The sequence below is a fragment of the Frigidibacter oleivorans genome (assembly GCF_003993775.1).
Taxonomy (GTDB): Bacteria; Pseudomonadota; Alphaproteobacteria; order Rhodobacterales; family Rhodobacteraceae; genus Frigidibacter; species Frigidibacter oleivorans.
The window spans coordinates 67,014-93,911 of the sequence record NZ_RJRZ01000004.1; the positions used below are offsets into that span (position 1 = coordinate 67,014).

Genomic DNA, 26,898 nt, shown 5'->3' on the forward strand with positions numbered 1-26,898 from the left:
CGCCATGCTGGAAAACATCCTGGTCGGTGCGGCGACCGCATTCACGTTCCAGAACCTGATCTACTGCTTCTTCGGGGTCTTCGTCGGGACCTTCATCGGGGTGCTGCCGGGGCTCGGCTCGCTCGCCGCGATCTCGATGCTTCTGCCGATTTCCTTCTACCTCGATCCGACGACGGCGCTGATCATGCTGGCCGGCATCTATTACGGCGGCGAATATGGCGGCTCGATCGCGTCGATCCTGCTGAACATTCCCGGCACCCCCTCGGCCGCGATCACCTGCCTCGACGGCAGCCCGATGGCCCGGCAGGGCCGCGCCGGCGTGGCGCTGTTCATCACCGCCATCGCCTCTTTCGTCGGCGGGAGCGTCGGCGTGGTGGCCCTGATGGGCTTCGGTCCCGCGATCGCGAGGATCGGCCTGTCCTTCGGACCGGGCGACTATTTCGCCCTCATGCTGCTGGGACTTGTCGCCGCGGTCACGGTGGGCGGCGGCTCGGTCGTCAAGGGCCTGCTGATGGTCGTGCTGGGCCTGCTGCTGGGGACCGTCGGCACCGATGTGACATCGGGCGAGTTTCGCTACACCTTCGGGTATCTCGAATTGCGGGACGGCGTGAGCCTCGTCGCGCTCGCCATGGGGATCTTCGGCATCGCCGAGGTGATCAGCTCGATCAAGGACGCCGGGCAGCGCAAGATCCGCGAAAAGGTGACAATGCGCTCGATGCTGCCCACGCGGGCGGACATGGCCAGAACCGTCGGCCCGATGGCCCGGGGCAGTTCCATCGGCGGCTTTCTGGGTGCCTTGCCCGGGGCCGGCACGGTCATCGCGGCCTTCCTTGCCTATGCGACCGAATTCCGGCTGGCGCGGGACAAATCCCGGTTCGGCAACGGGGCGGTGGAAGGCGTCGCGGCGCCGGAGGCCGCGAACAACGCCGCCGCGCAGACGGCCTTCATTCCGACGCTCACCATCGGGATCCCGGGCAGCCCCACCATGTCCATCATGCTGGGGGCGCTGATGATCCACGGCATCACGCCGGGGCCGCTGCTCGTGTCCGAGCATCCGACGATCTTCTGGGGGCTCATCGTCAGCTTCTGGATCGGCAACCTCTTCCTGCTGGTGCTCAACATCCCGCTGATCGGGATCTGGGTGCGCGTCCTGCAATTTCCCTACAAGTACGTCTACCCGGTGGTCATCGCGCTGATCTGCATCGGCGTGTTCAGCATGCGCAACAGCGTCTTCGATGTCGGGCTCGCGGTGATCTTCGGCACCTTCGGCTATCTGATGCAGCAGGTCGGCTACTCTGCCGCGCCGCTGATCCTCGGCTTCGTGCTGGGCCCGATGCTGGAAGAGAACCTGCGCCGGGCCATGCTGCTGGCACGCGGCGACGCGACCCGGCTGATCTCGGACCCGCTGACCGGCTCGATCCTCGCGATGTCGCTCCTGCTGCTGGTCTGGGCCGTGTTCGGCGGTCTGCTGAACCTGATGCGGACCCGCGCCAGGGCGAAGCTGCCTCCGGGCGAAGCGTGACGGAGACGCACATGAGCGCGACCCGCCATATCGCCCTGCCCGACGGCACTGCCCTCAACATCCGGATCGACGGAGCCGAGGGCGCGCCCTGGGTCGTGCTGTCGAATTCGGTGATGACCGACCTCACGGTCTGGGACGACACCGCCGCGGCCCTTGCCCCCCGCTTCCGGGTGCTGCGCTATGACCAGCGCGGGCACGGGCAGTCCGACGTGACCGCGGGTCCGCTCGCCTTCGCGGATTACGGCGCCGACCTTTCGGCGCTGATGGATACGCTCGGGATTGCGCGGGCGGTGCTGGTCGGCCTGTCGATGGGCGTGCCGAGCTGCCTTGCGGCCCATGCGCTGCGGCCGGACCGCACCGCCGCCTTCGTCGCCGTCGACGGGGTGGCGCGCTCCGCCCCGGGCCGCGAGGCCTTCTGGACCGAGCGGCGCGAGACCGCCCGCGCCGGCGGCATGGCCGCCATCGCCGCCGGCACCGCCGAACGCTGGCTGCCGGGGACGGCGGCCGACAGCCCCCTGCGCCGCAGGCTCGAGGCGATGATCGCCGCGACCCCGGTCGAGGGGTTCGCCGCCGCGACCCACGCGCTTGCCGCCTATGACCTGTCGGCGGTCCTGCCCTCGCTTGCCGGCCGTCCCGTGCTGGGGATCGCGGGGGCCGAGGACGGCGCGATTCCCGCGGCCGTCGCCGCCCAGTTCGGCGCCCTCCCCGGCGCCCGCACCGCCACCATCGCCGGGGCGGGCCACCTTCCCAATTTCCAGGCCCCCGCGGCCTTCGCCGACGCCCTGACCGGGTTCCTCGATCAGGCGGCGGTCACGACCAAGGAGACCGACTGATGCCCGGACCGCTATCCCATATCAAGGTGCTCGATCTCAGCCGGATCATGGCCGGTCCGTGGTGCGGCCAGATCCTCGCGGATCTGGGCGCCGACGTGATCAAGGTCGAACGGCCGGGCGAAGGCGACGATACCCGCCGCTGGGGCCCGCCCTTCCTGAAGGACCGGGACGGCGCGCCCACGAAGGAGGCGGGCTATTACCTGTCGGTGAACCGCGGCAAGCGCTCGGTCGAGCTGGATCTCAAATCCGAGGAAGGCTGCGCCGTGGTGCGGGCGCTGGCCGCCCAAAGCGACATCCTGCTGGAAAATTTCAAGACCGGGACGCTCGACCGGATGGGCCTCGGCTACGAGGCGCTGAGCGCGGTCAACCCGCGGCTGATCTACTGTTCCATCACCGGCTTCGGCCTCACCGGCCCGATGGCGGGCGACGCGGCCTATGACTTCATGATCCAGGGCATGGGCGGGCTGATGAGCGTGACCGGCGGCCCCGACGACGAGCCGGGGGGCGGGCCGCAGAAGGTGGGCGTGCCGATCATCGACATCATGACCGGCATGTATGCCGCCATCGGGTCGCTCGCAGCTCTGGCCAACCGCGACCAGACCGGGCGGGGCGACCATATCGACCTCGCGATGCTCGACGTCTCGGTCGCGATGCTGGCCAACCAGGCGATGAACTACCTCGTCTCGGGCAAGGCGCCCGTCCGGCGCGGCAACCGGCATCCGAACATCCAGCCGCAGAACGTCTACCCCGTCGCCGACGGCCATATCGTGCTGGCGGTCGGCAATGACGGGCAGTTCCGCAAGTTCGCCGAGGTGATCGGTCAGCCCGCGCTGGCCGACGACCCGCGCTTTGCCACCAACCCCGCCCGGGTGGAGAACCTGCCCGCGCTCGAGGCGCTGCTGATCGAGGCGCTGGCGCGGGCGCCGATGGCCGACTGGCTGGCGCGCTTCGCCGCCGCCGGCGTGCCCTCGGGCCCGATCAATACCGTCGACAAGGTCTTCGAGGAACCGCAGGTGATCCACCGCCGGATGCTGCGCGACATTCCCCACCCCACCGCCGGCCATGTCCGCCAGGTCGTGAGCCCGCTCAATTTCCGCGAAGCGCCGCTGGACTTCACCGCCGCCCCGCCCCTGCTGGGGCAGCACACCAGGGACGTCCTCGCCGCGCTCGGCCTGAAGGAGACCACTGCATGACCGGCATGCTCGGCCACACCTCGTCCCCCGTCGACAGCCCCGACAGCGGCCCCGACAGCGGGACCGACCGCATCAGCTTTCCGTCCCCCGAGACGATGACCGCCGCGCAGCGCGAGGTATACGACCAGATCGTCTCGGGCCCGCGGGGCACGCTGGTCGGCCCGCTGCGCGCCGCGCTGCACAACCCGGTCCTCGCCGACCGCTGGCAACGGCTGGGACAGGTGCTGCGGTTCGAGACCTCGCTGCCCACCCGGCTGAACGAACTGGCGATCCTCGTGACGGCGCGGCGCTGGAACAGCCAGCTGGAATGGGCGATCCATGCCGGCGACGCCGACCGCGCCGGGCTGGAACCCGCGATTGCCGAGGCGGTGCGGACCTGTGCCGCGCCCGATTTCGGCGAGGACGCGGCAGCGCGGGAGATCTACGAATTCGCGCGGCAGCTTCTGCAGCAGGGCGATGTCGATACCGCCGCCTATGACGCCGTGGTCGCGCGGTGGGGCGAGGTCGGCGCGGTCGAGCTGACGGCGGTGATCGGCTACTATTCGATGGTGGCGATGACGCTGAACGTGCATCGCGTGCCGCTGCCGCCGCATCTGGAGGCGGCGCTGCCGCCCGTGGCCGGGCCGCTGGCCGAGATGCCCCCCGCCGCCTGACAGGAGCCGGACCATGTTCTACGACCCGCGGTCCGAATCCCACGGCCTGCCGCACAACCCCTGGCTCGCGCTGATCGTGCCCCGCCCGATCGGCTGGATTTCCACCCGTTCGGGCAGCGGCGTCGCCAACCTCGCGCCCTACAGCTGCTTCAACGCGATCTCGGGCAATCCCCCCTTCGTGATGTTCTCGTCCGACAGCGCCAAGGACAGCCTGGGCAATGCCGAGGCCACGGGCGAGTTCTGCGTCAACATCGCCACCTTCGAGCTGCGCGAGGCGATGAACGCGACCTCGGCCCCCTACCCGCCCGAGATCGACGAATTCGCGGCCGCGGGCCTGACCCCGGCGCCCTGCCGCAACATCGGCGCGCCGCGGGTGGCCGAAAGCCCGGTCTCCGTCGAATGCCGGCTGTCGCAGGTGATCGACCTCGTGCCCGCGACCGGCGCGCCCTGCACCAACCGGATGGCCATCGGCGAGGTGGTGGGCATCCATATCGACGAACGCGTGCTGCGCGACGGGCTGGTCGATGTCGAGCTGCTGCGCCCGCTGGGGCGCATGGGCTATCGGGAATACACCGTGCCGCCGCGCTCGTTCGAGATGCCGCGCCCCGTGCTGGGCTGACCGGCGCGGCAGAGGCGGCGGCAGAGGCGGCGGCGGCTCAGCGCAGCTTGACCTCGATCTTCATCATGTCGCCGCGATAGATGCCGTTGGCCAGCAGGATGATGTCGCCCTGCTGGTCCACCGCGATCCGCTGCACCTTCGCCACCGGGTCGCCGATGGAAACGTTCAGCTCGCTCGCCGTCTCGAGATCGGCCGAACCGATGGTGACGATCTGGCGGGCATCGGCGATGCTATGGCCGGGCAGTTCGGCGATCAGCCGCATCGCCGTCATCCGGGTGTAATGCTCCTCGGGGATCAGCGGGCAGATCCGCTCGTCCACATAGACATCGGCCAGCAGGAAGGCGGCGCCGTCGCGGCTGTGGCGCCGGCGCAGGTGGCGATAGGCCGGCGCCGCGGCGCCGATGGTCGCATCATGGCGCGGCAGCGCCGTGTCCCGCTCGTCGCCGAGGATCTCGATGGTGGCATTGTCGCGCGCGATCAGCAGCCCGGACCAGTCCGTCTGCACCTCGCACCACAGGTCGCGGCTCGGCCGCTCCAGCACGAAGGTGCCCTTGGCGCGGAACCGCTCGATCAGCCCCTCGCCCTCCAGCAGGTCCAGCGCCTGGCGGATGGTCATCGTGGCCACGCCGCACTGGTCGGCCAGTTCCTTCACGGTGGGGATCTGGCTGCCCACCGCCCAGTCCCCCGAGTCGATGCGCTGCCGGAAGAGGCTCGCCAGCTGGATATAGCGCGAGACGTTGCTCTTCTGCAGCGCCCTGACCGTCGCGTTGCCGGTTCCGCCTTCGGGCATTGTGGTTCTCCGGTATGCCTGCTCCCGCTCAGGATACAGGCTGCCGGAGATCCCTTCAATCACAAAAGCTAGTCTTTAGGGTCTTTGCGCCGGCGGCGCATCGAACCGCAGCTGTCCCGCCGCGGGTTCCGGCCCCTCGTCGGCATCGTTGACGACGGCCGTCGCCGCCACCGAAGGCCGCGCCGCCCAGTCGGCGGCAAGGGCGGCGAGCCGGGGGAAATGCCCGCGCCACTCGGCATCGGCCCAGCGGAAGTCGAGCTGCCCGAGCGCGCAGACGACCGCGATCTGGCCCAGCCCGAACGGCGTGCGGCCCAGCGTGTCCGCCTCTGCCTCGAGGCAGGCCATCGCGGCACGCACCTTCACCGCCCAGCCCCCGGTCAGCGACGGCCAGGGGCCGCCCGGGCGCAGCATCTCGGTCCGCCAGGTCAGCAGGATCTCGGTCAGGCCATCCGCCAGCGCCTGCCAGCGCAGCTGCGCGTCGCGGGCCGGCCCCGAGGCGGGCAGCAGCGCGCCGCCGGCCCGCAGGTCGAGATGCTCGCAGATCACCCGGCTGTCGAACAGCGCCCGCCCGTCACCGGTGAGCAGGGTCGGGATCTTGCCCAGCGGATTGTCGGCCAGCACCGCGGGGTTGGGCGGCAGATGCGCCGCCACGACCGAACGGACCAGCGTCACCTCGTCCAGCTGCCCCGTCTCGTGCAGGACGATCATCACCTTGCGCACGAAGGGCGAGCGCGGCGACCAATGCAGTTTCATGCGGTGTCTCCTCCCTGCGATCCGGCGGCCCCGCCCGCCTCGGCCGTTTCCAGCCGGGCCAGCACCACCGCCACCGGCCCGGCGCGGAAGCCCGGCCCCACCGCGGCGGCCAGCGCCGCGAGGTCGGCCTGCACTGCCGCCGCATCCTGTCCCTTCGCCCAGTAGAGCGGCCCGCCCCGCCAGCGCGGAAAGCCGTAGCCGTTGACCAGCGCCACATCGACATCCGAGGGACGCTGCGCGATCCCCTCGTCGATCAGGCAGGCGGCCTCGTTGACGATGGCGGCCATCAACTGGCGGCAGATCTCTTCGGCGCCGATCTCGCGCGGGGTCACGCCCGCGGCACTGCGCTCGGCGGCGATCAGCGCGGCGACCTCTGGATCGGGCATCGCCCGGCCCGAGCCATAGTCATACCAGCCCCGCCCGGTCTTCCGCCCCAGCCGCCCCGCCTCGCACAGCCGGTCGGGGATGGCGACGTAGCGTGCCCGGGGATCGCGGGTGGCGGCCTGCCGCTTGCGCATCGCCCAGGCGATGTCGAGCCCCGACATGTCGGCCACCGCGAAGGGTCCCATGGCGAAGCCGAAGGCCGTGATCGCGGCATCGACCGCTTCGGGCGCCGCGCCGTCGAGGACCAGAAGCTCGGCACGCCGGCGATAGGCGGCATAGACCCGGTTGCCGATGAAGCCCTCGCCCACCCGCGCCACGACCGGCTGCTTGCCCAGCCGGCGCGCCAGCTTCAGCCCGGTCGCCAGCGCCGCGTCCGAGGTCCTGGCCGCGCGCACCACCTCGAGCAGCGCCATCACATCGGCGGGGCTGAAGAAATGCAGGCCCAGCACCCGGTCGGGATGGCTGAGGCCGGCGGCCATCGCGTCGATGTCGAGATAGGAGGTATTGGTGGCGAGGATCGTCTCTGCCGGCAGCGCCGCCTCCAGCCGGGAGAGGAGGTCGATCTTCAGCGACATCTCCTCGAACACGGCCTCGATCACCAGATCGACCCCGCCGAGCGCCGCGATATCCGCATCGACCGAAAGCCGGTCCTTGCGATCCCGGGCCTCGACCGCGCCGAGCCTGCCCTTGGCCACCTGCCCGTCGAAGGTCGCGCCGATGGCCGACTGTGCGCGGGCCGCGGCCTCGGCATCGCGCTCGATCAGCGTCACCGGCAGGCCGGCGCCCAGCATCGCGCGGGCGATGCCCTGCCCCATCGTGCCGCCGCCGATCACGCCCACGGCCCGCACCGGCCGCGCGAGCGCAAGGTCGAGCCCCTCGACCGCGGCGGCGCGCCGCTCGGCGAAGAACAGATAGCGCAGGGCCACCGCATCCTCGGCCAGCCGCAGCTGCTGGAACACCGCACGTTCGTCGGCCAGCGCCGCCGCTGCGTCGGGCCCGGCCGAGGCGCGGACCAGCCGCACCGCTTCGGCCACGTTGGGCCGGCCCCGGCCGCGCTTCGTCGCGCGCGCCGCCGCCGCCTCGATCTCCGCCACGGGTTCGGCCGGCGGCGTCAGTTCGATGGTGCGGCGCTTGCCGCGCTTGGTCTCGGCCAGAAAGCCGATGGCCGCCTCGGCGGGATCGCCCTCGACCACGGCGTCGACCAGCCCGTCAGCCAGCGCCGTCTCGGCCGGGATGCGCGTCGCATCGCAGATCAGTTCGATGGCGCGGGCCTGTCCGGTCAGGCGCGGCATCCGCTGGGTGCCGCCCGCCCCCGGCACGAAGCCCAGCGACACCTCGGGCAGACCGATCATCGTGCCCGGCGCCGCGACGCGCCAGTCGCAGCCCAGCGCAAGCTCCAGCCCGCCGCCCAGCGCCACCCCGTGCAGCGCCGCGACCACCGGCAGCGGCGCCGCCTCGATCGCGCGGATCACGTCGGGCAGTTCCGGCGGCGCCAGCGGCTTGCCGAACTCGCGCAGGTCCGAACCGGCCACGAAGCAGCGCCCCGCCCCGGCGATGACCACCGCATCCGCGCCCTCGGCGCAGGCGCGGGACAGCCCCTCGACCAGGCCGTGGCGCACCCCGTGCGATCCGGCATTGACCGGCGGATTGTCGATATGCAGGACCACGACGCGCCCTGCGGCGGTGTCACGCGACTCGAACCCGACCCTGCCCGGACCGGCGGGCGTGGCGGCGGTTTGGCTGGTCATCGGGCATCCCTTTCGTCAGCGGTTCGGGAACCGGGATAAACGACATTAAGCTATATGTATAGGTCAATGTCGAGGGTGCAGTCGGTTTGCCGTGCCGGTCGCGACCGATTGTCTTCGAAGACGGCCCGCCGTCCAATGCCCCCGGCAGGTCCCCGCCCTACCCCGCCTTGACCCCGGCGTGCAATCGGCAGAGCCTGCCCCCCAACGACCGCGTACAGCCAAGACCGGAGGTCCCCCAATGCCCGATGCCGCCGAAAACCCCGTCTCGCCCGAGATGCTGGACCGTCTGGCCGAGGCGGCGGTCCGGGTCGGGCTGAACCTGCAGCCGGGGCAGGATCTGGTCCTGACCGCGCCGGTGGCGGCGCTGCCGCTGGTGCGGCGGGTCGCCGCCGCGGCCTATCGTGCCGGCGCCGGCGTGGTGACCCCGATTCTGGCGGATGACGAGGTGACGTTGGCACGCTATCGCCACGCTGCCGACGACAGTTTCGACCGCGCGCCCGGCTGGCTCTATGACGGGATGGCCGCGGCTTTTGGCCGGAACGCCGCGCGGATGGCGATCGTCGGCGACGATCCGATGCTGCTGGCCGGCGAGGATCCGGGCAAGGTCGCCCGCGCCGGCAAGGCCAATGCGCTGGCCTACAAGCCCGCGCTGGCGAAGATCGCCGAATTCGACATCAACTGGACCATCGCCGCCTGCCCCACCCCGGGCTGGGCCGCGCGGGTCTTCCCGAACCTGCCGCCCGATCAGGCGCTGGCCCGGCTGGCCGAGGCGATCTTCGCCGCCTCGCGCGTCACCGGCGACGATCCGGTCGCGGACTGGACGGCGCATAACGCGGCGCTGAAGGCGCGGACCGGCTGGCTGAACGACCGGCGCTTTGCCGCGCTGCATTTCACCGGGCCGGGCTGCGACCTGACGGTGGGGCTGGCCGACGGGCATGAATGGCATGGCGGCGCCTCGCAGGCCAAGAACGGCGTGACCTGCAACCCCAACATCCCGACCGAAGAGGTCTTCACCACCCCCCATGCCCATCGGGTCGAGGGGTCGGTGCGGGCGACCAAGCCGCTCGCCCATCAGGGCAGCCTGATCGAGGGCATCGAGGTGCGGTTCGAGTCGGGCCGGATCGTCGAGGCGCGGGCCGAGCGGGGCGAGGCGGTGCTGCAGAAGCTGCTGGACAGCGACGAGGGCGCCCGCCGTCTGGGCGAGGTGGCGCTGGTGCCGCATTCCTCGCCGATCGCGCAGGCCGGGGTATTGTTCCTCAACACGCTGTTCGATGAAAACGCCGCCTGCCACATCGCGCTCGGCCAGTGCTATTCGGGCTGCTTCGTCGGCGGCGCCGACCTGACGCCCGACCAGATCGCCGAACGTGGCGGGAATTCCAGCATCATCCATGTGGACTGGATGATCGGCGGGCCCGGGACCGACATCGACGGCATCGCCGCCGATGGCAGCCGGGTGCCGGTGTTCCGGGGCGGCGAATGGGCCTAGTCTGTCACGCCAGCACCCGGCGCAACCCCTCCTGCACGCGCAGGAGTTCCGGCAGGTAGAGCGATACCAGATCGTCCGCGGTCGCCTGCACCGCGGCGGCGCCGGTGTTCATCGCCGCGACCGTGCGCCCCCGCGCGTCGATCACCGGCACCGCGATGGCGCGCAGGCCGGGCTCCACCTCCTGGTCGATCAGGGCATAGCCTTGGGCCCGCACCTGCCGCAGCCGATCCATGATCCGCTCCGGCTCGGTCACCGAGGCCGCGGTGCGGGGCGACAGGTCGGACCGGTCGAGGATCGCCCGTGCCTCGGCCTCGGGCAGGGCCGCCAGCAGCACCCGCCCCATCGAGGTGCAATGCGCGGGCAGCCGCGACCCCGGCAGCAGCCCGATGGACATCACCCGGCGCTGCGCCGCCCGCGCCAGATAGACGACCTCGGTCCCGTCGAGGATCGAGACCGAGGTCGATTGACCGATCCGTTCGGACAGCTGGTCCAGCCAGGGCTGCACCAGCTGCGGCAGCGGCAGCGAGGCCAGTGCCGCCGTCCCCAGCCGCAGCACCCGCGGCGTCAGCGCGAAGAACTTGCCGTCGTAATCGGCATAGCCGAGCGCGTGCAGCGTCAGCAGGCAGCGCCGCGCCGTCGCGCGGTCCAGCCCGGCCCGCGCCGCCGCCTCGGTGATCGACAGGCGGGGCGTGTCGGCGCCGAAGGCCTCGAGCACCCGCAGCCCCTTGCCCAGCGACGCGACGAAGTCGCTGTCGCGCCCGCCCCTGCTGCCTGAACCGCCGTCCATCGTCTGCATGTTCGCCATGCGCACAAGAAAGGGCGCCATGCAAACAAATGTCAACCACCGCACGGCGACGCTGGCGCGGCCGCCCGCCGGCGCCTAATTTGCCTGCGCATACGGACGGCATCGGGGGAGGCGCCATTGGACAAGACCATCGCCACGCCCGCCGCGGCGGTCGAAGGGATCGCCGACGGCGCGAGCGTGATGATCGGCGGCTTCGGCGGATCGGGCGCGCCGATCGAGCTGATCCATGCGCTGATCGACCGCTTTCGCGCCACGGGCAGCCCCGGCGGCCTGACCGTCATCAACAACAATGCCGGCAACGGCCGGATCGGCATCGCGGCGATGATCGACGCGGGCATGGTCGCGAAGATGATCTGTTCCTTCCCGCGCTCGTCCGACCCGCGTGCCTTCACCGAACGCTATCTGGCGGGCGGGATCGCGCTGGAACTGGTGCCGCAGGGCACGCTGGCCGAACGCATCCGCGCCGCGGGGGCGGGCATCCCCGCCTTCTACACACCCACGAGCTTCGGCACCGAACTGGCCGAGGGCAAGCCGGTGGCCGAGTTCGACGGCCGGATGTATGTGCAGGAACGCTGGCTGAAGGCCGATGTGGCGCTGGTCAAGGCAGAAACCGCCGACCGCCACGGCAACCTGACCTACCGCCTGGCCGCGCGCAATTTCAACCCGCTGATGTGCATGGCCGCGGCGCGCACCGTCGTGCAGGCCAGCCGCGTCGTCGCGGCGGGGGGCATCGACCCCGAACTGGTGGTCACCCCCGGCATCTTCGTCGATGCCGTGGTCGAGGTCCGGGAACCGCAACAGGAAGAGGCGCTGATCCGCGCCGGGGTGGGATACGCATGACCGGCACGATGGTCAAAGGGCTGACCAACGCCCAGATCGCCTGGCGCGCGGCGCAGGACATCGCGGACGGCGCCTATGTCAACCTCGGCATCGGCTTTCCGGAAATGGTGGCGCGCTATCAGCCCCCCGGCCGGCAGGCGATCTTCCACACCGAGAACGGCGTGCTGGACTTCGGCGAGGCCCCACCCGCGGGGCAGGAGGACTGGGACCTGATCAATGCGGGCAAGAAGGCGATCACGCTGAAGCCCGGGGCCGCGATCTTCCACCATGCCGACAGCTTCGCGATGGTGCGGGGCGGGCATCTCGACGTGGCGATCCTCGGCGCCTATCAGGTGGCCGAAACCGGCGATCTGGCCAACTGGCGCGTGGGTTCGAAGGGCGTGCCTGCCGTGGGCGGCGCGATGGACCTGGTGCATGGGGCCAAACGCGTCGCCGTCATCACCGACCATGTCACCCGCGACGGCCAGCCGAAGCTGGTGGACCGCTGCACCTTTCCGCTGACCGGGGTCGCGTGCGTCACCCGCGTCTATACCAGCCATGCCGTCGTCGACATTGCCGAGGGGCGGTTCGTCCTGCGCGAGAAGCTGCCGGGCCAGAGCCTCGAGGATCTGCAGGCGATGACCGGGGCGCGGCTGCACCTCGACGGCCCCCTGACCGACCTGACCGTACCGGAGCTTGCCGAATGACCGACGTCTTCATCTGCGACTATATCCGCACCCCCATCGGCCGGTTCGGCGGCGCGCTGTCGCCCGTTCGCGCCGACGATCTGGGCGCCGTGCCGCTGAAGGCGCTGATGGCACGGCATCCGGGGCTCGACTGGGCGGCGGTGGACGAGGTGATCTTCGGCTGCGCCAATCAGGCGGGCGAGGACAACCGCAATGTCGCGCGGATGTCGCTGCTGCTGGCGGGGCTGCCCGACAGCGTTCCGGGCACCACGATGAACCGGCTGTGCGGATCGGGCATGGACGCGGTCATCACCGGGGCGCGCGCGATCCGCGCGGGCGAGGCCGAGCTGATCGTGGCGGGCGGGGTCGAAAGCATGTCGCGCGCGCCCTTCGTGATCCCCAAGGCCGAAAGCGCCTTTTCCCGCGCCTCCGAGATTCACGACACCACCATCGGCTGGCGCTTCGTCAACCCGCTGATGAAGGCGCAATACGGCGTGGATTCGATGCCCGAGACCGGCGAGAATGTGGCCGAGGAATTCGGGATCAGCCGGCAGGATCAGGATGCCTTCGCGCTGGCCTCGCAGACGAAGGCGGCGGCGGCGCAGGCGAACGGCCGGCTGGCGCGCGAGATCACCCCGGTGACGATCCCGCAGCGCAAGGGCGACCCGGTGGTGGTGGAGCGCGACGAACATCCCCGCGCCACGACCATCGAGGCGCTGGCGAAGCTGCCCACGCCGTTCCGCAAGGGCGGCACGGTGACGGCCGGCAATGCGAGCGGCGTGAACGACGGCGCGGCGGCGCTGATCCTCGCGTCGGAGGCGGCGGCGGCGCGGCACGGGCTGACGCCCGTCGCCCGGGTGCTGGGGGGCGCGACCGCCGGCGTGCCGCCGCGGATCATGGGCATCGGCCCGGCCCCGGCCAGCGAGAAGCTGATGGCGCGTCTGGGGCTGACGCCCGCCGATTTCGACGTGATCGAGCTGAACGAGGCCTTTGCCTCGCAGGGGCTGGCCACGCTGCGCCGGCTCGGCATCGCTGATGACGACCCGCGGGTGAACGCCAATGGCGGGGCCATCGCGCTCGGCCATCCGCTGGGCATGTCGGGCGCGCGGATCACCGGCACCGCCGCGCTGCAACTGGCGCTGACCGGCGGCCGTCGCGCGCTGGCCACCATGTGCATCGGCGTGGGACAAGGGATCGCGGTGGCGCTGGAACGGGCCTGAGCGGGACAAGGAAGGCCGGGCCGCGCGGTCCGGCCCAAACCTTCATTTTCTGCATCGCATTTCCGCTGGTTGCGGACGGAAAATGTGGCAGACTTCCTGACGTGCCAGCCAGATTTCAGCAAGGCACGGACCTTCCATTCGATTGATCGGATCAGTTACATGAAATATTCCATTCTGCTTGCGGCCGGCTGCGCCGCCTTCCTCATGACATCACCGGCGGCCCAGGCGGCCTGCAACGGCGGTCTCGGCCGCGGCTGGGGCAGCGGCAAGGGCGACGGCAAGTTCGAGATGGGCGCCAGCGACAGCGTCTGCCTGATCGGCTTCGCCAATTTCGTCAACGACGCGACCGACAGCCGCGTACCGGCCAAGCAGGTCACGCTGACCCGCGCGCCGAAGAACGGCAAGATCGGCCTGACCGACAACGGCGTGGTCTATACGCCCAATCCCGGCTTCAAGGGCGCCGACAAGTTCTGCACCCGCAACAAGGCCGAAGGCGAAAAGGGCACGCTGTCGGGCTGCGTCACCGTAACGGTCCGCTGACTCTACGCCACATGGATGGTCCGCCCGGCCGCCGGGCGGGCCACCGTCACCGCCGCGCCAGTTCGTCCCGCAGCAGCGCCGTTACCACGGCCGGGTCCACCTTCTCGGCCACGAAGGTGTCGCCGATGTCATGGGCGAGGATGAAGCGCAGCCTGCCATCCACCACCTTCTTGTCCTGCGCCATCAGCGCCACCAGCGCCCCGGCATCCGGCAGGTCGCCCTCGATGTCGGCCAGATCGGTCTTGGCGCCCATCGCCCGCAGATGCGCGCGCACCCGGCCCGGCAGTTCCTGCGAACAGTATCCCAGCCGCGCCGACAGGTCGAAGGCCAGCGCGCAGCCGATGGCCACGCCCTCGCCATGCAGCAGGCGCGCGGAATAGCCCGTGGCCTTTTCCAGCGCATGGCAGAAAGTATGGCCAAGGTTCAGCAGCGCCCTCTCGCCCTGTTCGGTCTCGTCCCGCTCGACGATGCCCGCCTTCATCTCGACCGAGCGCAGCACCGCATATTGCCGCATGGCGCGGTCGCCCCGCGCCAGCGCCGGCCCGTTCGCCTCCAGCCATTCGAAGAAGACCTGATCGCCCAGCAGGCCGTATTTCATCACCTCGCCATAACCGGCGAGGAAGTCGCGTTCCGGCAGGCTGTCCAGCAGCGCGACATCGGCCAGCACCAGCGCGGGCTGGTGGAAGGCGCCGATCAGGTTCTTGCCATGGCCCGAATTGATCCCGGTCTTGCCGCCGACGGAACTGTCCACCTGCGCGAGCAGGGTGGTGGGAATCTGGACGAAGCGCACGCCCCGGCGCAGGATCGCCGCCGCGAAGCCCGCCAGATCGCCGATCACCCCGCCGCCGAAGGCGATGATCAGGTCGCGCCTCTCGATCTTCTGTTCCAGCAGCCAGTCGACCGTGCGCGCCAGTTCTGGCCAGCCCTTGGTGCCCTCGCCGGGCGGCAGGGCCAGCACCGCGACGTCGAGGCCGGCCAGCCCGGCCTTCAGCGCCGGCAGATGCAGCCTGGCCACGCTTTCGTCGGTGATCACCGCGACCCGGGGCCGGGCCAGCAGCGGCGCGATCTCGGCCCCGGCCTCGGCCAGAAGGTCGCTGCCGATGCGGATGTCATAGCTCCGCTCGGCCAGTTCCACATGCACCGTCTTGCCACTCATCCGCCTGTTCCTTCCTTTGCGGGCGGCGCGCCGTCCTCTGCCGCGGCGGGAGGCGGGGCGGGCCTGTCGAACAGCCCCGGCACCTGCATCAGCCGGTCGATCACCGCCGCGGTCATTTCGTCCACGCTAAGCCCCGCGCGCGACTCGACCGTGACATCGGCCAGCGCATAGACCGGCGCCCGCACCTCCAGCAGCGCGGCCAGCGTCCCCCGGGGATCGGCCGTCTTCAGCAGCGGCCGCGTCGACTTGTGCCGCACCCGGTGCCACAGCAGGTCGAGATCCGCCTTCAGCCACACCGAGATGCCGCGTTCGGCGATCTGGGCACGGTTGCGGTCCGACAGGAAGGCGCCGCCGCCGGTGGACAGCACGCAGGGCCGCCCCGCCAGCAACCGGCCGATCACCTGCGCCTCCTTCTCGCGGAAGAAGGCCTCGCCGTCACGGGCAAAGATCTCGGCGACGCTGCGATTGGCCGCACGCTCGATCTCGTCGTCGGAATCGAGGAAGGGCACGCCGAGCGCGCGGGCCAGCGCGCCGCCGACCGCCGTCTTCCCCGCCCCCATCATGCCGACCATGACCACGGTCTTGCGCAATCTCGCCTTCACCCGCCCTCCGCTTCGCCTTGTCCGGCAGGTCGCCGCCCGCCGGATCACGGCAAGTTTCCGCCGTCATGGCGTGAACCTGCCGGACATGCCATATATGATGCGCCCGCCGAACAGAAGGTAGCGGCGGATGCGATGCGGATGACCGGCGGGGAACGTGCCGGCATCCGGACGCGGGGCAGAAGGCAGAGGGCAGAGATATGGCGCGCATCTTCAAGGCGGTGGTGATTCTGGCGGTCCTGGGCTTCGTCGGCCTGACCGGCTACGCCTATCTGGCCGACCTCACCCCCGCGACCACCGAAATGCGCAAGCCGGTGACGCTGAATGACGGCCCGTGACACGACGACGGCGTTCGCGCTGGTCCTGACGCTGGCGGGCGCCGCACCCCTTGCCGCGCAGGATGACGGGGGGCGCCCGCTCTCCGCCATCGACTGGCTGTCGAACAGCGTGGCCGCCGTCGCGCCGCAAGCGGGCGCCCCGACCGGGTCCATCGTCGGATCCGACCCCGGATCGCGGCTGGCCGCCGAACCGCCCGTGGCCACGGGCGCTGCCCCCGAAACCATCGCCGTGTCGCCCTTGGGCGAGGTCACGCCCGATGCGCTCGGCCTGACCGCGGCCGCCCGGTCGGGCCTGCCGCGCGACCTGTGGGGCGCGACCCCCGCCGCCGATCTGGCGCAACTGATCGCCGACGACCGGTCCGAAACGCTGCCCGCGCTGCGCGGCCTGCTGATGCTGATGCTGACCGCGGAACTCGACCCGCCGCTCGACGGCTCGGGGCGGGACACGCTCTACCTCGCGCGGGTGGACAAGCTTCTGGACCTCGGCGCGCTCGATCCGGCGCTGGCGCTGCTGGAACTGCCGGCCCAGCCCGACCCCGAGGCGTTCCGCCGCTGGTTCGACGTGGCGCTGCTGATCGGCGAAGAGGACCGGGCCTGCGCCAAGATGCGCGACACGCCCGGCATCGCGCCGACCTTCCCCGCCCGGATCTTCTGCCTCGCCCGCGGCGGCGACTGGAACGCGGCGGCGCTGGCGCTGGCCACCGGCGAGGTGTTGGGCGAGGTCGATCCGGCGACGAGCGACCTGCTGCACCGCTTCCTCGACCCCGACCTCGCCGAAGAGGCGCTGGACCTGCCGCCGCCGGCGCGGCCGACGCCGCTGGTGCTGCGGTTGATGGAGGCGGTGGGCCAGCCGCTGAGCACGACCACCCTGCCCCTCGCCTTCGCGCAATCCGACCTGCGGTCGAATGCCGGCTGGAAGGCGCGGCTGGAGGCGGGCGAACGGCTGGCGCGGACCGGCGCGATCGAGCCGAACCGGCTGCTCGGGCTGTATACCGAACGCGCGCCCGCCGCCTCGGGCGGGGTCTGGGACCGGACGGCGGCGGTGCAGCGGCTGGAGGCGGCACTGGAGGCGGGCGATGCCGACGCGCTGGCCGAGGCGCTGCCCGAGGCCTGGGCGCAGATGGCGGCGGTGGAGCTCGAGGTGCCCTTCGCCGATCTCTACGGGGCGCGGCTGGCCCGGCTGGGGCTGAAGGGACAGGCCGGGGCGCTGGCCTTCCGGCTGGGGCTGCTGTCGCCCGACTACGAATCGATCGCGCTGGCGCGGCGGCCGCAGGACGGCGTCGAGGCCTTCCTGATCGGCCTCGCCCGCGGGGATGCCAGCGGCACGGTGCAGCCCGACCGTCTGGGCGCCGCGATCCGCGCGGCCTTCCTGCCCGATGCCACGCTGGCGGAACGGCACGCCCTGCTGGTGCAGTCGGACCGGATGGGCGAATTGCTGCTGCTCGCCATGCGCGACGTCACCGAGGGCGCGCGGGGCGACCTGCGCCATGTCACCGACGGGCTGGTGGCGCTGCGGCAGGCGGGGCTGGAATCGACCGCCCGCCGCGCCGCGCTGGAACTGATGTTGCTGGAGCGGCGGGGATGACCGCCCCCGCCAGCATGGACCTGTGGATTTCCGCCTTTCTCGAGGCGCAGGCCGCCGACCGCGACGCGGCCACCAACACCAGGCTGGCCTATGGCCGCGACCTGAAGGATTTCGCGGGCTGGCTCGCCCATCGCGGCGAGGGCTTCGCCGGCGCCACCCGCGAGCGGGTCGAGGCCTATCTCGTTTCCTGCGAGGCGCAGGGCCTGTCGAAGGCCACCCGCGCGCGGCGGCTGTCGGCGATCCGCCAGCTCTACCGCTTTGCGCATGAGGAAGGCTGGCGCGCCGACAATCCGGCGATCCGGCTGACCGGACCGGGGAAGTCCCGCAGCCTGCCGAAGACGCTGACCCGGGCCGAAGTGGAGGCGCTGCTCGACGCCGCCCGCGCCACCGGCCGCAGCCCCGCGGAACGGCTGCGCAACGCCTGCCTGATGGAACTGCTTTACGCCACGGGGATGCGGGTGACGGAACTCGTCTCGCTGCCGGTGGCGGCGGCGCGGGGCGATCCGCGGATGATCCTGGTGCGCGGCAAGGGCGGCAAGGAACGGCTGGTGCCGCTGTCCGCCCCGGCCCGCGCCGCGCTGGCCGACTGGCTGGCCACCCGCGATGCCGAGGACGAGGCGCGGCGCATGGCCAGCCCCGCGGCGCAGCGGCCCGCGCCCTCGCGCTTTCTCTTCCCGGCGAAAGGCGCGGCGGGGCATCTGACCCGGCAGGGCTTCTTCACCACGCTGCGGGCGATCAGCGGGGCGGCGGGGCTCGACCCCGCGGCGGTGACGCCGCATGTGCTGCGCCATGCCTTCGCCACGCATCTGCTGGAAGGCGGGGCCGACCTGCGCGCAATCCAGACGCTGCTCGGCCATGCCGATCTCGCCACGACCGAGATCTATACCCATGTCGTGGACGAACGGCTGAAGGCGCTGGTGCTGACCCATCACCCGCTGGCGAAGGACTGAGGGCGCGCGGGCGCGCCTTCGCGTCTTGTCGGCGGAAATATCCTCGGGGGTGAATTGAGCCGCAGGCTCAAGAGGGGGCAGACAGCCCCCTTCCCCCAGACCTGCACCCTCGCCTCAGAAATGCAGCGCGCGTCCGTAGGCGTCCAGCACGCTTTCGTGCATCATCTCGCTCAGCGTCGGATGCGGGAAGACCGTCTCCATCAGCTCGGCCTCGGTGGTTTCCAGCGTGCGGCCGATCACATAGCCCTGGATCAGCTCCGTCACCTCGGCCCCGACCATATGGGCGCCCAGCAATTCGCCGGTCTTGGCGTCGAAGACCGTCTTCACCATGCCCTCGGCCTCGCCCAGCGCGATGGCCTTGCCGTTGCCGATGAAGGGGAAGCGGCCGACCTTGACCTCGTGCCCCGCCTCCTTGGCCTTCGCCTCGGTCAGGCCGACGCTGGCCACCTGCGGCTGGCAATAGGTGCAGCCGGCGATGCTGCCCGGCTTGATCGGATGCGGATGCCCGCCCGCGATCAGTTCCGCGACCATCACGCCTTCATGGCTGGCCTTGTGCGCCAGCCAGGGCGCGCCCGCGACGTCGCCGATGGCATAGAGCCCCTCGACCCCGGTGCGGCAATATTCGTCGGTGATCACATGGGTGCGGTCGATCTTCACCCCCAGCGCCTCGAGCCCCAGATCCTCGACATTGCCGACGATGCCCACGGCCGAGATCACGGTGTCGAACTCGGCCGTCTCGGTCCTGCCGTCGGCCTCCAGATGCGCGACGACGCCCTTGCCGGGGGTGCGGTCCAGCTTCTTCACCGTGGTCTTCTCGCGGATCGTCATGCCCTGCTTCACGAACTGCTTCTTCGCGAAGGCCGAGATTTCGGCATCCTCGACCGGCAGGATCCGGTCCATCACCTCGACCACCGTGGTTTCGGCGCCGAGCGTGTTGAAGAAGCTGGCGAATTCGATGCCGATGGCCCCGGATCCGATCACCAGCAGCTTCTTCGGCATCCGTTTCGCCACCAGCGCATCGCGATAGCCCCAGACCAGGTCGCCATCGGGTTCCAGACCCGGCAGGTTGCGCCCACGCGCGCCCGTCGCCAGCACGATGGATTTCGCGGTCAGCTCCTCGGCGCCCTTGTCGGTCTTCACCGCGACGAGGCCCTTCGCGGCCAGCGTGGCCGTGCCCATGAAGACGGTGATCTTGTGCTTCTTCATCAGGTGGGCAATGCCCGAGGACAGCTGCTTGGCCACCCCGCGCGACCGTTTCACCACGGCGTCGAGGTCATAGCCGATGCCATCGGCCTTCAGCCCGAATTCCTTGGCCCGGTGCATTAGGTGGAAGACCTCGGCCGAGCGCAGCAGCGCCTTGGTCGGGATGCAGCCCCAGTTCAGGCAGATGCCGCCGAGGCTCTCGCGCTCGACGATGGCCACCTTCAGCCCCAGCTGCGCGCCGCGGATCGCGGCGACATAGCCGCCGGGCCCGGCGCCGATCACGATCATGTCGAAGCTCTGCGCTGCCATTCCGTCCTCCTGCTGCGACGATAGTTTGGCCTTAAACTATTTTCGGAAACGGTTCAACGCGCCTCGTCGTTCCGGCCTTCTTCGCCGCTTTCCGCGTCGATCGCCCGCAGCGCCGCACCATAGCCGCCCTCGGCCAGAAAGGCCGCCTCCTCGGCGCTGGTGTCGCGGTCCAGGGCCGCGTTGCGATAGGGAAAGCGCCCGAACCTGTCGATGACCCAGCGATGCGCCACCGCATGGCGCAGGTTGTCGGCGCCCGTTTCCGGCATCCGCTCGGCGATCAGCGCGCAGCAGCGTGCCTGCGCCTCGGGGTCCTCGGCATGCATGAAGGGCAGGTAGAAGAACTGCCGCGTCGGTTCGGCGATGCCCATGTCCCAGCCCGCCTCGACCGCGCGGCGCGCCGCGGCCAGCGCCAGCGCGTCGGTGGCAAAGCTGCGCGGATCGCCGCGGAACATGTTGCGCGGGAACTGGTCGGTCAGGATCAGATAGGCCAGCGCGCCGTCGGACCCGTTCACCCATGCCTCGCGCCGGCCGGCGCGCGCCTCTTCCCAGTCGGGCAGGAACCGGTCGCGGATGGTGGCGTCGAAAGCCTCGTCCTGGCGATACCAGCCCTCGGGGCCGGCCGCGGTCCAGAAGTCGATGATGTCGGCGGTCGTGGACATGGGGCACCTCCTGCGGCGGGACGGCCGGGGCGGCATCCGCCGGCTGACCGGAGGGTGGCAGAGCCGGGGGCGGAAGGCCAGACCCGGCGGACCGGCCCGGATCCGCGGCGGTCCCCGCCGCCCGGCGTCGGGTCAGCCCCGCCCGCCCGCCTGCGGTCCGTGCTCCTGCGCGGCACCCAGTGCCGCCTCCACCGCCAGCGGCGAGGCGGTGGGCGACAGCGCCGCGAAGGCGCCGGTCTGGTCGGAGGCCAGCGGCGGCCGCCGCGTCATCCGGTAGCCGGCATAGATCGCCAGCAGCGCCATCAGCGCGGTGATGTAGAGGAAGAACCCGGGCGGCCCCAGCCGGGACATCATCCAGCCGGTAACCAGCGGGCCGCCGATGGCGCCCAGCCCGTTGATGAACAGCAGCCCCGCCGAGGCGGCGGCCATGTCGGAATTGTCGAGGAAGTCGTTGGTATAGGCCACCAGCAGCGAATAGAGCGGGTTGGCGATGCCGCCGGCCACCATCGCCACCGCCAGGAGCAGCCAGAACGGCGTCGGCACCAGCACCGGCACCAGCGTCGCCGCCCCGCCGATGGCGGCGCAGATCAGGATCAGCTGGCGGCGGTCCATCCGGTCCGACACCCAGCCGATGGGATACTGGAACACCAGCCCGCCCAGATAGATCGCCGCCACGAACATCGAGATCTGCGCCACGTTCAGCCCCGCCGTCGTGCCGAAGACCGAGGCCATGCCCCAGAGCGCGGCGAAGATGCCGCCGACGAGGAACATCCCGACGCAGCCGAGCGGCGAGGCGGTATAGAGCGCGCGGAAGCTCAGCGGTTTGGTCGAATCGAAGGCCGGCGCCTGCCCCGCGCTCAGCAGGATCGGCGTGAAGGCGATCGAGACCAGCACCGAGGGCAGGATGAACAGCAGATAGCCCGAGGGGTCGCCCACGTTCAGCAGGGCCTGCGCGGCGATGATCCCGATCATCTGCACGATCATGTAGGCCGACAGCGCCTGCCCGCGCGTCTCGTTGGTGGCCGAGTTGTTCAGCCAGCTTTCGGCGGTGATGTAGACGCCCGAGAAGGAAAAGCCGATGACGACCCGCATCAGCGTCCAGGCGATCCAGTTGGGCGCCACCGCATACAGCACCAGAACCGCCGAGATCAGCGAACCGAGCGCCGCGAAGACCCGGACATGGCCGACGCGGCGGATCAGTTCCGGCGTCATCCGGCTGCCGAAGAGGAAGCCCACGAAATAGGCCGACATCACCACGGACATCTGCTGGGTGGAAAAACCCTCGATCCCGCCGCGAATCCCCAGCAGCGACCCCTGCATGCCGTTGCCGAGCAGCAGCAGGCTGACCCCGAGCAGCAATGCCCACGAATTGCGCAGCACGTTGATCATGGTCCGCCTCCGATCCGCGCCCTCCGCCTACGCGAGGGCGCGCGGGATGGCAAACCCGCAAGCGACCTTCCGGCGCGATTTCCGGGCATTCTTCCCATACGTCACCTCACCCGCGTGGGGGCGGCACCAGCAGCGAGGCGTCGCCATAGGAAAAGAAGCGATAGCCCCGCGCCACCGCATGGGCATAGATCGCCCGCACCCGCTCTGCCCCCATCAGCGCGGAGACCAGCATCAGCAGCGTCGATTTCGGCAGGTGGAAGTTGGTCATCAGCGCGTCGGTGACGCGGAAGCGGTAGCCGGGATAGATGAAGATGTCGGTGGTCCCGCGCCATTCGGTCATCCGGCCCCCGGGGCCGGCCGCGCTTTCGATCAGGCGCAGCGCGGTGGTGCCGACCGGAATCACCCGCCCGCCCGCCGCCCGCGTGGCGTTGATCTGGTCGGCCGCCGCCGCCGTCACCTCGCCCCATTCGGCATGCATCCGGTGCGTCGTCACATCCTCGACCTTCACCGGCAGGAACGTGCCCGCGCCCACATGCAGCGTCACCTCGGTGAACTCCACCCCGCGCGCCCGCAGCGCCGACAAGAGCGCGTCGTCGAAATGCAGGCTGGCGGTGGGGGCCGCCACCGCGCCGGCATGGCGGGCGAAGACGGGCTGGTAATCCTCGTCATCCTGCGCGTCGGGCGCGCGCAGCGCGGCGATATAGGGCGGCAGCGGCATCTGGCCGGCCTCGGCCAGCGCCGCGTCGAAATCCCCGCCCGTCAGGTTGAAGGCCAGGTCGAGCCGAGCTTCGCCGATCGCGGTCACCTCGGCGGACAACCGGTCGGAAAAGCGGATCGTCTCGCCCGGCCGCAGCTTGCGCAGCGGTTTCGCCAGCGCCGACCAGCCGCCATCGGGCAGCGGTTCCAGAAGCGTCACCTCGACCTTCGCCACCGCCGGCCCCTGCCCCGTCGCGCGCGTCCGCGTGCCGGTCAGCCGCGCCGGGATCACCCGGGTGTTGTTCAGCACCAGCCGGTCGCCGGGCCGCAGGATCGCCGGCAGGTCGGCCACGATCCGGTCGGCGATGCCATCGCCCTCGGCCAGCAGCAGCCGGGCCGAGGAGCGGGGCCTGGCGGGGCGCGTGGCGATCAGCGCCTCGGGCAGGTCGAAGTCGAAGTCGGACAGTTTCAAGGGCGATCCCGTCATTGCCGGATCTCGGGCGGCGGCGCGCGAAAGATCTCGCGGAACATGCCCGGCGTCAGGATCGACAACGGGTTGACCGAGACCTGCGGCACGTCGGAGGTGCCCGAGATCGTGTAGTTGAAGCCGAAGAGCCCCTCGCCCCGGCGCGAGACGAGTTGCCCGAGCGCATTGACCAGATAGACCGGCGAGACCACGCCGCGCAATTCCAGCCGTTTCGAGGCGAAGCCGTAGACGCCCTGCATCGACACCCCCAGCGAGGCCCCCATCGCCGCCGCCTGCGAGATCTCGACCCGGTCGGGGGTCAGGCGGAACCGGCCGTCCACGGTGTTGAAGAGGATGCCCTCGCCGCCCAGCTGTTCCAGCAGCCCGACGACGCTGACCGCCGACAGCAGCGCCGCCAGCACCGGCGCCTCGCGCACCCGCAGGTTCTGGGCGCGGAAGGTGCCGTCATATTCGCCCTTGGCCTGCCCGCGCGGGGTCAGCACCACGTCCAGATCGCCGTCCCCGGCGCGGCTGAAGATGCCCGCCGCGCGCAGCACCCGTCCCGCATTGTCGGATCGCAGCCGCACCGCGCTGCGCCCGCCCGCGCCCCGCGCCGGGGCGACCTCGCCGCGCAGCACCGCCGAGCCGTCGCCGTTGACGCTGCCGGTGAAGCTGCCGTTGAAGCCGCCCGCCGTGGTGAAATCGCCGCGCAGCCCGGTCAGGGCCAGTGTGTCGGACACCGCCAGCCGGTCCAGCACCACGCTGATCGGCACCGCCTCGCCGCCGCTGCCGCCGCCCCCGCCGCTGCCGAAATCGGCGCGGCGCAGGTCGGCCCGCCCGCCGGTGACCGCCACGGCCGGGTTGCGGCCCGCCCCACGGCCGCGCAGTTCCACGCCGCCGTCGAACCAGCCCCCGACCGCGGCGCGCGGCAGGCGTACCGCCTGCAGCGTGCCCTCGGGCGTCAGCGTCACGTTGCCCTCGGCCGTCAGCCCCGCCGCCTCGACCCGCAACCGGTCCACCCGGGGCGGGCTGCCGAGGCTCGCCTCGACCTCCAGCAGGCCGCCGGCGCCCTGCCCCTTGGACCAGCCGATCTCGGGGATGGACAGGCCCACGCCGCGCAGGTCGGACCGCAGCGACAGCGCGGGCGGGTCGTCGGGGGTCAGGTCGATCGCGATGTCGCCCCAGCCGCTGCCCGACACGCTGCCCGGCGGCAGCGCGATGCGAAAGGCGTCGAGCGCGCGCTGCGACAGCTCGACCTGACCCGTCACCCGCGACCGTCCCTGCGCCTCGGGACCGAAGCCCTGCGTCCATTCCGCCACGACCGGCACGCCCGACACCGTGGCGGGGCCCGAGATCGCCAGCCCTTCGTTCGTCGCCCGCAGGTCCAGCGCATCGGCCCGGATCTCGTGCCCCGGCACGACCCGGTCCGACTGCACCCCGGTCAGCCGGGCGGTGACGTCATAGGACACGTCCTCGGGGCGGATTGGGGGGGCGAGCGTCATCTTCAGCCGGGCCACCGCGCGGGCCTCGCCCTGGGCGATGTCGGTGGCCTTGCCCGCCCGCCGCATCAGCTCGAACGGCGGCTGGTCCAGCAACGACAGCGCGGCGGGTATCGACGAGCGGGTGCGCAGGGTGAATTCCAGCGGCGCGGGTTTCTGCGTGATGTCGGGTACGGTCATCACCGATCCCGCCATGTCGATCCGGCCGCCATCGGGGGCGGTGACATGCCCCGCCTCGACCAGCAGCACATGGGTCCGGTCATAGATGCTGGCGCGGCCGACACCGTCCTGCACCGGGGGCAATGTCTTCAGGATCCGCACCTCGGCGCCGCGGAAGGCGTAGGACAGCGACAGCTTCGGCTCCTGCCCCGGTTCCAGCCGCACCGCCGCGCGCATGTCGTGCAATTCGCCGGTGGTGACATTCTCGGCGATCCATTCCCGCGTGCCGGGCACCAGCCCCACCGGCCACAGCGCGATCATCCGGTCATGGGCGATCCGGTCCATCGTCACGTCCAGCGCCATCTGCCAGCCCTCGGGCCGCGCGGTGGCGCCGCCTTCGGCCGACAGGCGCCGCCCGTCGGGATCGACCAGCACGAACTGCCCCACGGTCAGCCGGAACGGGTCGAAATCGAGCTTCAGGTCCACCGCGCCCTGCCGGAACTCTGCCGGGCGCTCGAACAGGCCCAGCGGATCGGCCCGCAGCTCGCCCACCGCCACCTGCGCCACAAGACCGGTGGGCAGGCCCGCCTCCGTCCCCCGCAGCCAGGCGGTGCCGCTACCGGCCATGCGCAGCGCCGGGCCCTCGATCCGGAAGGCCGGGAAGTCGAGCCGTTCGGAGGCCGGATCATAGGCGAAATCCAGCGTCGCCCCGTCGAAGGACACCGGGCGCACGCCTTCCAGCGGCTTCACCGCGCCGCGCCCGATCGTCAGTTCGCCGTCGAGCCGCGCGACGCGCCCCCCGGCATCCACGCCGCTGGCGAATTCGCCCGAGATCGGTGCCTCCAGCACCGACAGCCAGGCCAGCGCCGGGGCCTGCACCGCCAGATCCTCGGCCCGGACGCCGCTGACCCGCGCCTCGACCCGCGCCTCGGGGCTGGCCTTGTCGCTCGACACCGTCAGTTCCGCCGAGGCCGGCGCTCCGCCCTCGCCCGCCAGCTCGAACCCCAGCACGGCGTTCAGCGCGGTCCGGTCCTGCCGGAAGCTCAGGCTGCCGTTCGACACCGTCCAGCGGCGGCCCGCCCGCTGGTCGTCGAAGATGATGCCAAGCGCGTCGACGTCGATCCGGGCGATGCCCGCCAGCGTCGGCTGGGCAAAGACCGCCTCGACCATGTCCAGCAGCTCGGGCAGCGAGCCGATCCGCCGCCCGCCCCGCGCATCCTGCAGAAAGATCAGGTCCAGCGCCCCGTCCGGCCCCCGCCGCACCGTCGCCTGCGCGCCCGAGATGCGCAGCGACAGGGGCTGCAGCCGCCCGCGCAGCAGGGCCGGCCCGTCGAGGCTGGCGCGCAGTTCCGGCAACAGCGCCACCGGCGCGCCGCTGCGGCCATAGACCTCGACCCCGCGCAGGCGGATGCGCGGCACATAGTCGTCGTCCACCAGCACCTCGATCCCGCCGATCCGCAGGCTGCCATCGGCCGGAACGCCGGAGCCGGACCCGGACCCCGTGCCGGGCTGCGCGAGGCTCGCGTTCAGCCGCGACTCGACCATCTCGACCAGCCGGGCCGGGACGGCGATGGGCCGCCCGGTCAGGGCCAGCGCGCCGAAGACGCTGCCGGCGGCGACCAGGATCAGGCTCAGCACCAGCGCCAGGCCCAGCCGGCCGCGCCGCCGGGGGGCGCGCCCTGCGGAGGCGGCAGCGGCAGGCGCGGCCGTCGCCGCCGCCTGCGGTTCCGCCTGCGCGCGCCCGGCCCTGTCCCCCATCCGTGGCGCGTCTCCCTGCGGCACCTGCCCTCCATCCTCATGCGCGGGGATGCCGCGCCGGTCGCGCCACTCCGGCCGATC

General features: G+C 71.3%; 24 protein-coding genes. 13 read left to right on the forward strand and 11 right to left on the reverse strand.

From position 1 onward, the window contains the following. The first annotated feature begins 4 nt into the window (after nt 1-4). From EEY80_RS07285 to EEY80_RS07305, 5 genes are read left to right on the forward strand one after another with little or no spacing between them, the layout of a single operon-like run. On the forward strand, nt 5-1,522 hold the full coding sequence (locus tag EEY80_RS07285; protein ID WP_126975935.1) for a tripartite tricarboxylate transporter permease: 1,518 nt from the start codon (nt 5-7) through the stop codon (nt 1,520-1,522). A gap of 11 nt (nt 1,523-1,533) precedes the next feature. Then, the gene (locus EEY80_RS07290) at nt 1,534-2,355 is read left to right on the forward strand and encodes an alpha/beta fold hydrolase (RefSeq protein ID WP_126975936.1); all 822 of its coding nucleotides are present in this window, start codon (nt 1,534-1,536) and stop codon (nt 2,353-2,355) included. Beyond that, on the forward strand, nt 2,355-3,548 hold the full coding sequence (locus EEY80_RS07295) for a CaiB/BaiF CoA transferase family protein (protein WP_126975937.1): 1,194 nt from the start codon (nt 2,355-2,357) through the stop codon (nt 3,546-3,548). Before EEY80_RS07290 ends, EEY80_RS07295 begins: the two co-directional genes overlap by 1 nt. Further along, nucleotides 3,545-4,201: a carboxymuconolactone decarboxylase family protein gene (locus tag EEY80_RS07300; protein WP_235829738.1), complete on the forward strand. Its 657-nt coding sequence runs from the start codon at nt 3,545-3,547 to the stop codon at nt 4,199-4,201. Before EEY80_RS07295 ends, EEY80_RS07300 begins: the two co-directional genes overlap by 4 nt. Nucleotides 4,202-4,214: 13 nt before the next feature. Continuing rightward, nucleotides 4,215-4,820 carry a flavin reductase family protein gene (locus EEY80_RS07305; protein WP_126975938.1) on the forward strand — a complete coding sequence of 202 codons (606 nt, stop codon included), beginning with the start codon at nt 4,215-4,217 and terminating at the stop codon, nt 4,818-4,820. Between the two features lie 37 nt (nt 4,821-4,857). Here EEY80_RS07305 and EEY80_RS07310 read toward each other — a convergent pair whose 3' ends face one another. The 3 genes from EEY80_RS07310 to EEY80_RS07320 all read right to left on the reverse strand — a co-directional run bounded on the left by EEY80_RS07310 (nt 4,858) and on the right by EEY80_RS07320 (nt 8,495). Continuing rightward, nucleotides 4,858-5,610, reverse strand: a complete 753-nt coding sequence (locus EEY80_RS07310) for a GntR family transcriptional regulator (protein WP_126975939.1) — start codon at nt 5,608-5,610, stop codon at nt 4,858-4,860. Nucleotides 5,611-5,685: 75 nt separating this feature from the next. After that, nucleotides 5,686-6,363, reverse strand: coding sequence for a glutathione S-transferase (locus tag EEY80_RS07315; RefSeq protein WP_126975940.1), 678 nt, complete (start codon nt 6,361-6,363; stop codon nt 5,686-5,688). After that, complete coding sequence (locus EEY80_RS07320; RefSeq protein ID WP_126975941.1) at nt 6,360-8,495, reverse strand: 3-hydroxyacyl-CoA dehydrogenase NAD-binding domain-containing protein; 2,136 nt, start codon at nt 8,493-8,495, stop codon at nt 6,360-6,362. Before EEY80_RS07320 ends, EEY80_RS07315 begins: the two co-directional genes overlap by 4 nt. Before the next feature lie 238 nt (nt 8,496-8,733). Between EEY80_RS07320 and EEY80_RS07325 the strand changes: the two genes are divergently transcribed. Next, nucleotides 8,734-9,981 (forward strand): aminopeptidase, encoded by a 1,248-nt coding sequence (locus EEY80_RS07325; RefSeq protein ID WP_126975942.1) that lies wholly within the window; start codon nt 8,734-8,736, stop codon nt 9,979-9,981. Nucleotides 9,982-9,985: 4 nt separating this feature from the next. Here the strand turns inward: EEY80_RS07325 and EEY80_RS07330 are convergent, their stop codons facing one another. After that, nucleotides 9,986-10,777 carry an IclR family transcriptional regulator domain-containing protein gene (locus EEY80_RS07330; RefSeq protein ID WP_235829753.1) on the reverse strand — a complete coding sequence of 264 codons (792 nt, stop codon included), beginning with the start codon at nt 10,775-10,777 and terminating at the stop codon, nt 9,986-9,988. Nucleotides 10,778-10,903: 126 nt separating this feature from the next. Here EEY80_RS07330 and EEY80_RS07335 point away from each other — a divergent pair, with 126 nt between their 5' ends. From EEY80_RS07335 to EEY80_RS07350, 4 genes are all read left to right on the forward strand, one after another. Next, a complete protein-coding gene (locus EEY80_RS07335; protein ID WP_126975943.1) occupies nt 10,904-11,626 on the forward strand; it encodes a 3-oxoacid CoA-transferase subunit A in 723 nt (240 codons plus the stop codon). 8 nt (nt 11,627-11,634) lie between these two features. Then, complete coding sequence (locus EEY80_RS07340; protein ID WP_205749056.1) at nt 11,635-12,312, forward strand: 3-oxoacid CoA-transferase subunit B; 678 nt, start codon at nt 11,635-11,637, stop codon at nt 12,310-12,312. Then, nucleotides 12,309-13,511, forward strand: coding sequence for a 3-oxoadipyl-CoA thiolase (gene pcaF / locus EEY80_RS07345; RefSeq protein WP_126975945.1), 1,203 nt, complete (start codon nt 12,309-12,311; stop codon nt 13,509-13,511). The genes EEY80_RS07340 and pcaF overlap by 4 nt, the downstream gene beginning before the upstream one ends. An 84-nt stretch (nt 13,512-13,595) precedes the next feature. Continuing rightward, entirely contained in the window at nt 13,596-14,051 is a 456-nt protein-coding gene (locus EEY80_RS07350) for an Ig-like domain-containing protein (protein ID WP_235829739.1), read from the forward strand. Nucleotides 14,052-14,097: 46 nt separating this feature from the next. Here the strand turns inward: EEY80_RS07350 and aroB are convergent, their stop codons facing one another. Together aroB and EEY80_RS07360 are read right to left on the reverse strand one after the other, a co-directional pair. Next, nucleotides 14,098-15,207 carry a 3-dehydroquinate synthase gene (gene aroB / locus EEY80_RS07355; protein WP_126975946.1) on the reverse strand — a complete coding sequence of 370 codons (1,110 nt, stop codon included), beginning with the start codon at nt 15,205-15,207 and terminating at the stop codon, nt 14,098-14,100. Then, a complete protein-coding gene (locus tag EEY80_RS07360) occupies nt 15,204-15,809 on the reverse strand; it encodes a shikimate kinase (protein WP_235829740.1) in 606 nt (201 codons plus the stop codon). Before EEY80_RS07360 ends, aroB begins: the two co-directional genes overlap by 4 nt. A 197-nt stretch (nt 15,810-16,006) precedes the next feature. On the opposite strand from EEY80_RS07360, the gene EEY80_RS20045 reads away from it, so the two are divergent. Genes EEY80_RS20045 through EEY80_RS07370 form a run of 3 tightly spaced genes read left to right on the forward strand, consistent with a single transcriptional unit; the run spans nt 16,007 to nt 18,679 of the window. Continuing rightward, nucleotides 16,007-16,144: a hypothetical protein gene (locus EEY80_RS20045; protein ID WP_164738181.1), complete on the forward strand. Its 138-nt coding sequence runs from the start codon at nt 16,007-16,009 to the stop codon at nt 16,142-16,144. Beyond that, a complete protein-coding gene (locus EEY80_RS07365; RefSeq protein ID WP_126975947.1) occupies nt 16,131-17,729 on the forward strand; it encodes a hypothetical protein in 1,599 nt (532 codons plus the stop codon). The genes EEY80_RS20045 and EEY80_RS07365 overlap by 14 nt, the downstream gene beginning before the upstream one ends. Then, the gene (locus EEY80_RS07370; RefSeq protein ID WP_126975948.1) at nt 17,726-18,679 is read left to right on the forward strand and encodes a site-specific tyrosine recombinase XerD; all 954 of its coding nucleotides are present in this window, start codon (nt 17,726-17,728) and stop codon (nt 18,677-18,679) included. The genes EEY80_RS07365 and EEY80_RS07370 overlap by 4 nt, the downstream gene beginning before the upstream one ends. Before the next feature lie 114 nt (nt 18,680-18,793). Here EEY80_RS07370 and lpdA read toward each other — a convergent pair whose 3' ends face one another. The 5 genes from lpdA to EEY80_RS07395 all read right to left on the reverse strand — a co-directional run bounded on the left by lpdA (nt 18,794) and on the right by EEY80_RS07395 (nt 26,817). Beyond that, nucleotides 18,794-20,191, reverse strand: coding sequence for a dihydrolipoyl dehydrogenase (gene lpdA / locus EEY80_RS07375; protein ID WP_126975949.1), 1,398 nt, complete (start codon nt 20,189-20,191; stop codon nt 18,794-18,796). 53 nt (nt 20,192-20,244) lie between these two features. Next, the gene (locus tag EEY80_RS07380; protein WP_126975950.1) at nt 20,245-20,850 is read right to left on the reverse strand and encodes a DUF924 family protein; all 606 of its coding nucleotides are present in this window, start codon (nt 20,848-20,850) and stop codon (nt 20,245-20,247) included. A gap of 132 nt (nt 20,851-20,982) precedes the next feature. Then, complete coding sequence (locus tag EEY80_RS07385; RefSeq protein ID WP_126975951.1) at nt 20,983-22,239, reverse strand: MFS transporter; 1,257 nt, start codon at nt 22,237-22,239, stop codon at nt 20,983-20,985. 106 nt (nt 22,240-22,345) lie between these two features. Continuing rightward, nucleotides 22,346-23,407, reverse strand: coding sequence for a tRNA preQ1(34) S-adenosylmethionine ribosyltransferase-isomerase QueA (queA, locus tag EEY80_RS07390; RefSeq protein ID WP_126975952.1), 1,062 nt, complete (start codon nt 23,405-23,407; stop codon nt 22,346-22,348). 11 nt (nt 23,408-23,418) lie between these two features. Further along, on the reverse strand, nt 23,419-26,817 hold the full coding sequence (locus EEY80_RS07395; protein WP_126975953.1) for an AsmA-like C-terminal region-containing protein: 3,399 nt from the start codon (nt 26,815-26,817) through the stop codon (nt 23,419-23,421). Nucleotides 26,818-26,898 lie beyond the last annotated feature (81 nt).

Excerpts from the sequence above, each read along its gene's own strand:
- EEY80_RS07370 (WP_126975948.1), top strand. The coding sequence starts at position 17,726 with ATGACCGCCCCCGCCAGCATGGACCTGTGGATTTCCGCCTTTCTCGAG.
- EEY80_RS07320 (WP_126975941.1), bottom strand. The coding sequence starts at position 8,495 with ATGACCAGCCAAACCGCCGCCACGCCCGCCGGTCCGGGCAGGGTCGGG.
- EEY80_RS07365 (WP_126975947.1), top strand. The coding sequence starts at position 16,131 with ATGACGGCCCGTGACACGACGACGGCGTTCGCGCTGGTCCTGACGCTG.
- pcaF (WP_126975945.1), top strand. The coding sequence starts at position 12,309 with ATGACCGACGTCTTCATCTGCGACTATATCCGCACCCCCATCGGCCGG.
- EEY80_RS07305 (WP_126975938.1), top strand. The coding sequence starts at position 4,215 with ATGTTCTACGACCCGCGGTCCGAATCCCACGGCCTGCCGCACAACCCC.
- EEY80_RS07325 (WP_126975942.1), top strand. The coding sequence starts at position 8,734 with ATGCCCGATGCCGCCGAAAACCCCGTCTCGCCCGAGATGCTGGACCGT.
- aroB (WP_126975946.1), bottom strand. The coding sequence starts at position 15,207 with ATGAGTGGCAAGACGGTGCATGTGGAACTGGCCGAGCGGAGCTATGAC.
- EEY80_RS07315 (WP_126975940.1), bottom strand. The coding sequence starts at position 6,363 with ATGAAACTGCATTGGTCGCCGCGCTCGCCCTTCGTGCGCAAGGTGATG.
- EEY80_RS07310 (WP_126975939.1), bottom strand. The coding sequence starts at position 5,610 with ATGCCCGAAGGCGGAACCGGCAACGCGACGGTCAGGGCGCTGCAGAAG.
- lpdA (WP_126975949.1), bottom strand. The coding sequence starts at position 20,191 with ATGGCAGCGCAGAGCTTCGACATGATCGTGATCGGCGCCGGGCCCGGC.
- EEY80_RS07300 (WP_235829738.1), top strand. The coding sequence starts at position 3,545 with ATGACCGGCATGCTCGGCCACACCTCGTCCCCCGTCGACAGCCCCGAC.
- EEY80_RS07380 (WP_126975950.1), bottom strand. The coding sequence starts at position 20,850 with ATGTCCACGACCGCCGACATCATCGACTTCTGGACCGCGGCCGGCCCC.
- EEY80_RS20045 (WP_164738181.1), top strand. The coding sequence starts at position 16,007 with ATGGCGCGCATCTTCAAGGCGGTGGTGATTCTGGCGGTCCTGGGCTTC.
- EEY80_RS07285 (WP_126975935.1), top strand. The coding sequence starts at position 5 with ATGCTGGAAAACATCCTGGTCGGTGCGGCGACCGCATTCACGTTCCAG.
- EEY80_RS07330 (WP_235829753.1), bottom strand. The coding sequence starts at position 10,777 with ATGCAGACGATGGACGGCGGTTCAGGCAGCAGGGGCGGGCGCGACAGC.
- EEY80_RS07340 (WP_205749056.1), top strand. The coding sequence starts at position 11,635 with ATGGTCAAAGGGCTGACCAACGCCCAGATCGCCTGGCGCGCGGCGCAG.
- EEY80_RS07395 (WP_126975953.1), bottom strand. The coding sequence starts at position 26,817 with ATGGGGGACAGGGCCGGGCGCGCGCAGGCGGAACCGCAGGCGGCGGCG.
- EEY80_RS07385 (WP_126975951.1), bottom strand. The coding sequence starts at position 22,239 with ATGATCAACGTGCTGCGCAATTCGTGGGCATTGCTGCTCGGGGTCAGC.
- EEY80_RS07295 (WP_126975937.1), top strand. The coding sequence starts at position 2,355 with ATGCCCGGACCGCTATCCCATATCAAGGTGCTCGATCTCAGCCGGATC.
- EEY80_RS07290 (WP_126975936.1), top strand. The coding sequence starts at position 1,534 with ATGAGCGCGACCCGCCATATCGCCCTGCCCGACGGCACTGCCCTCAAC.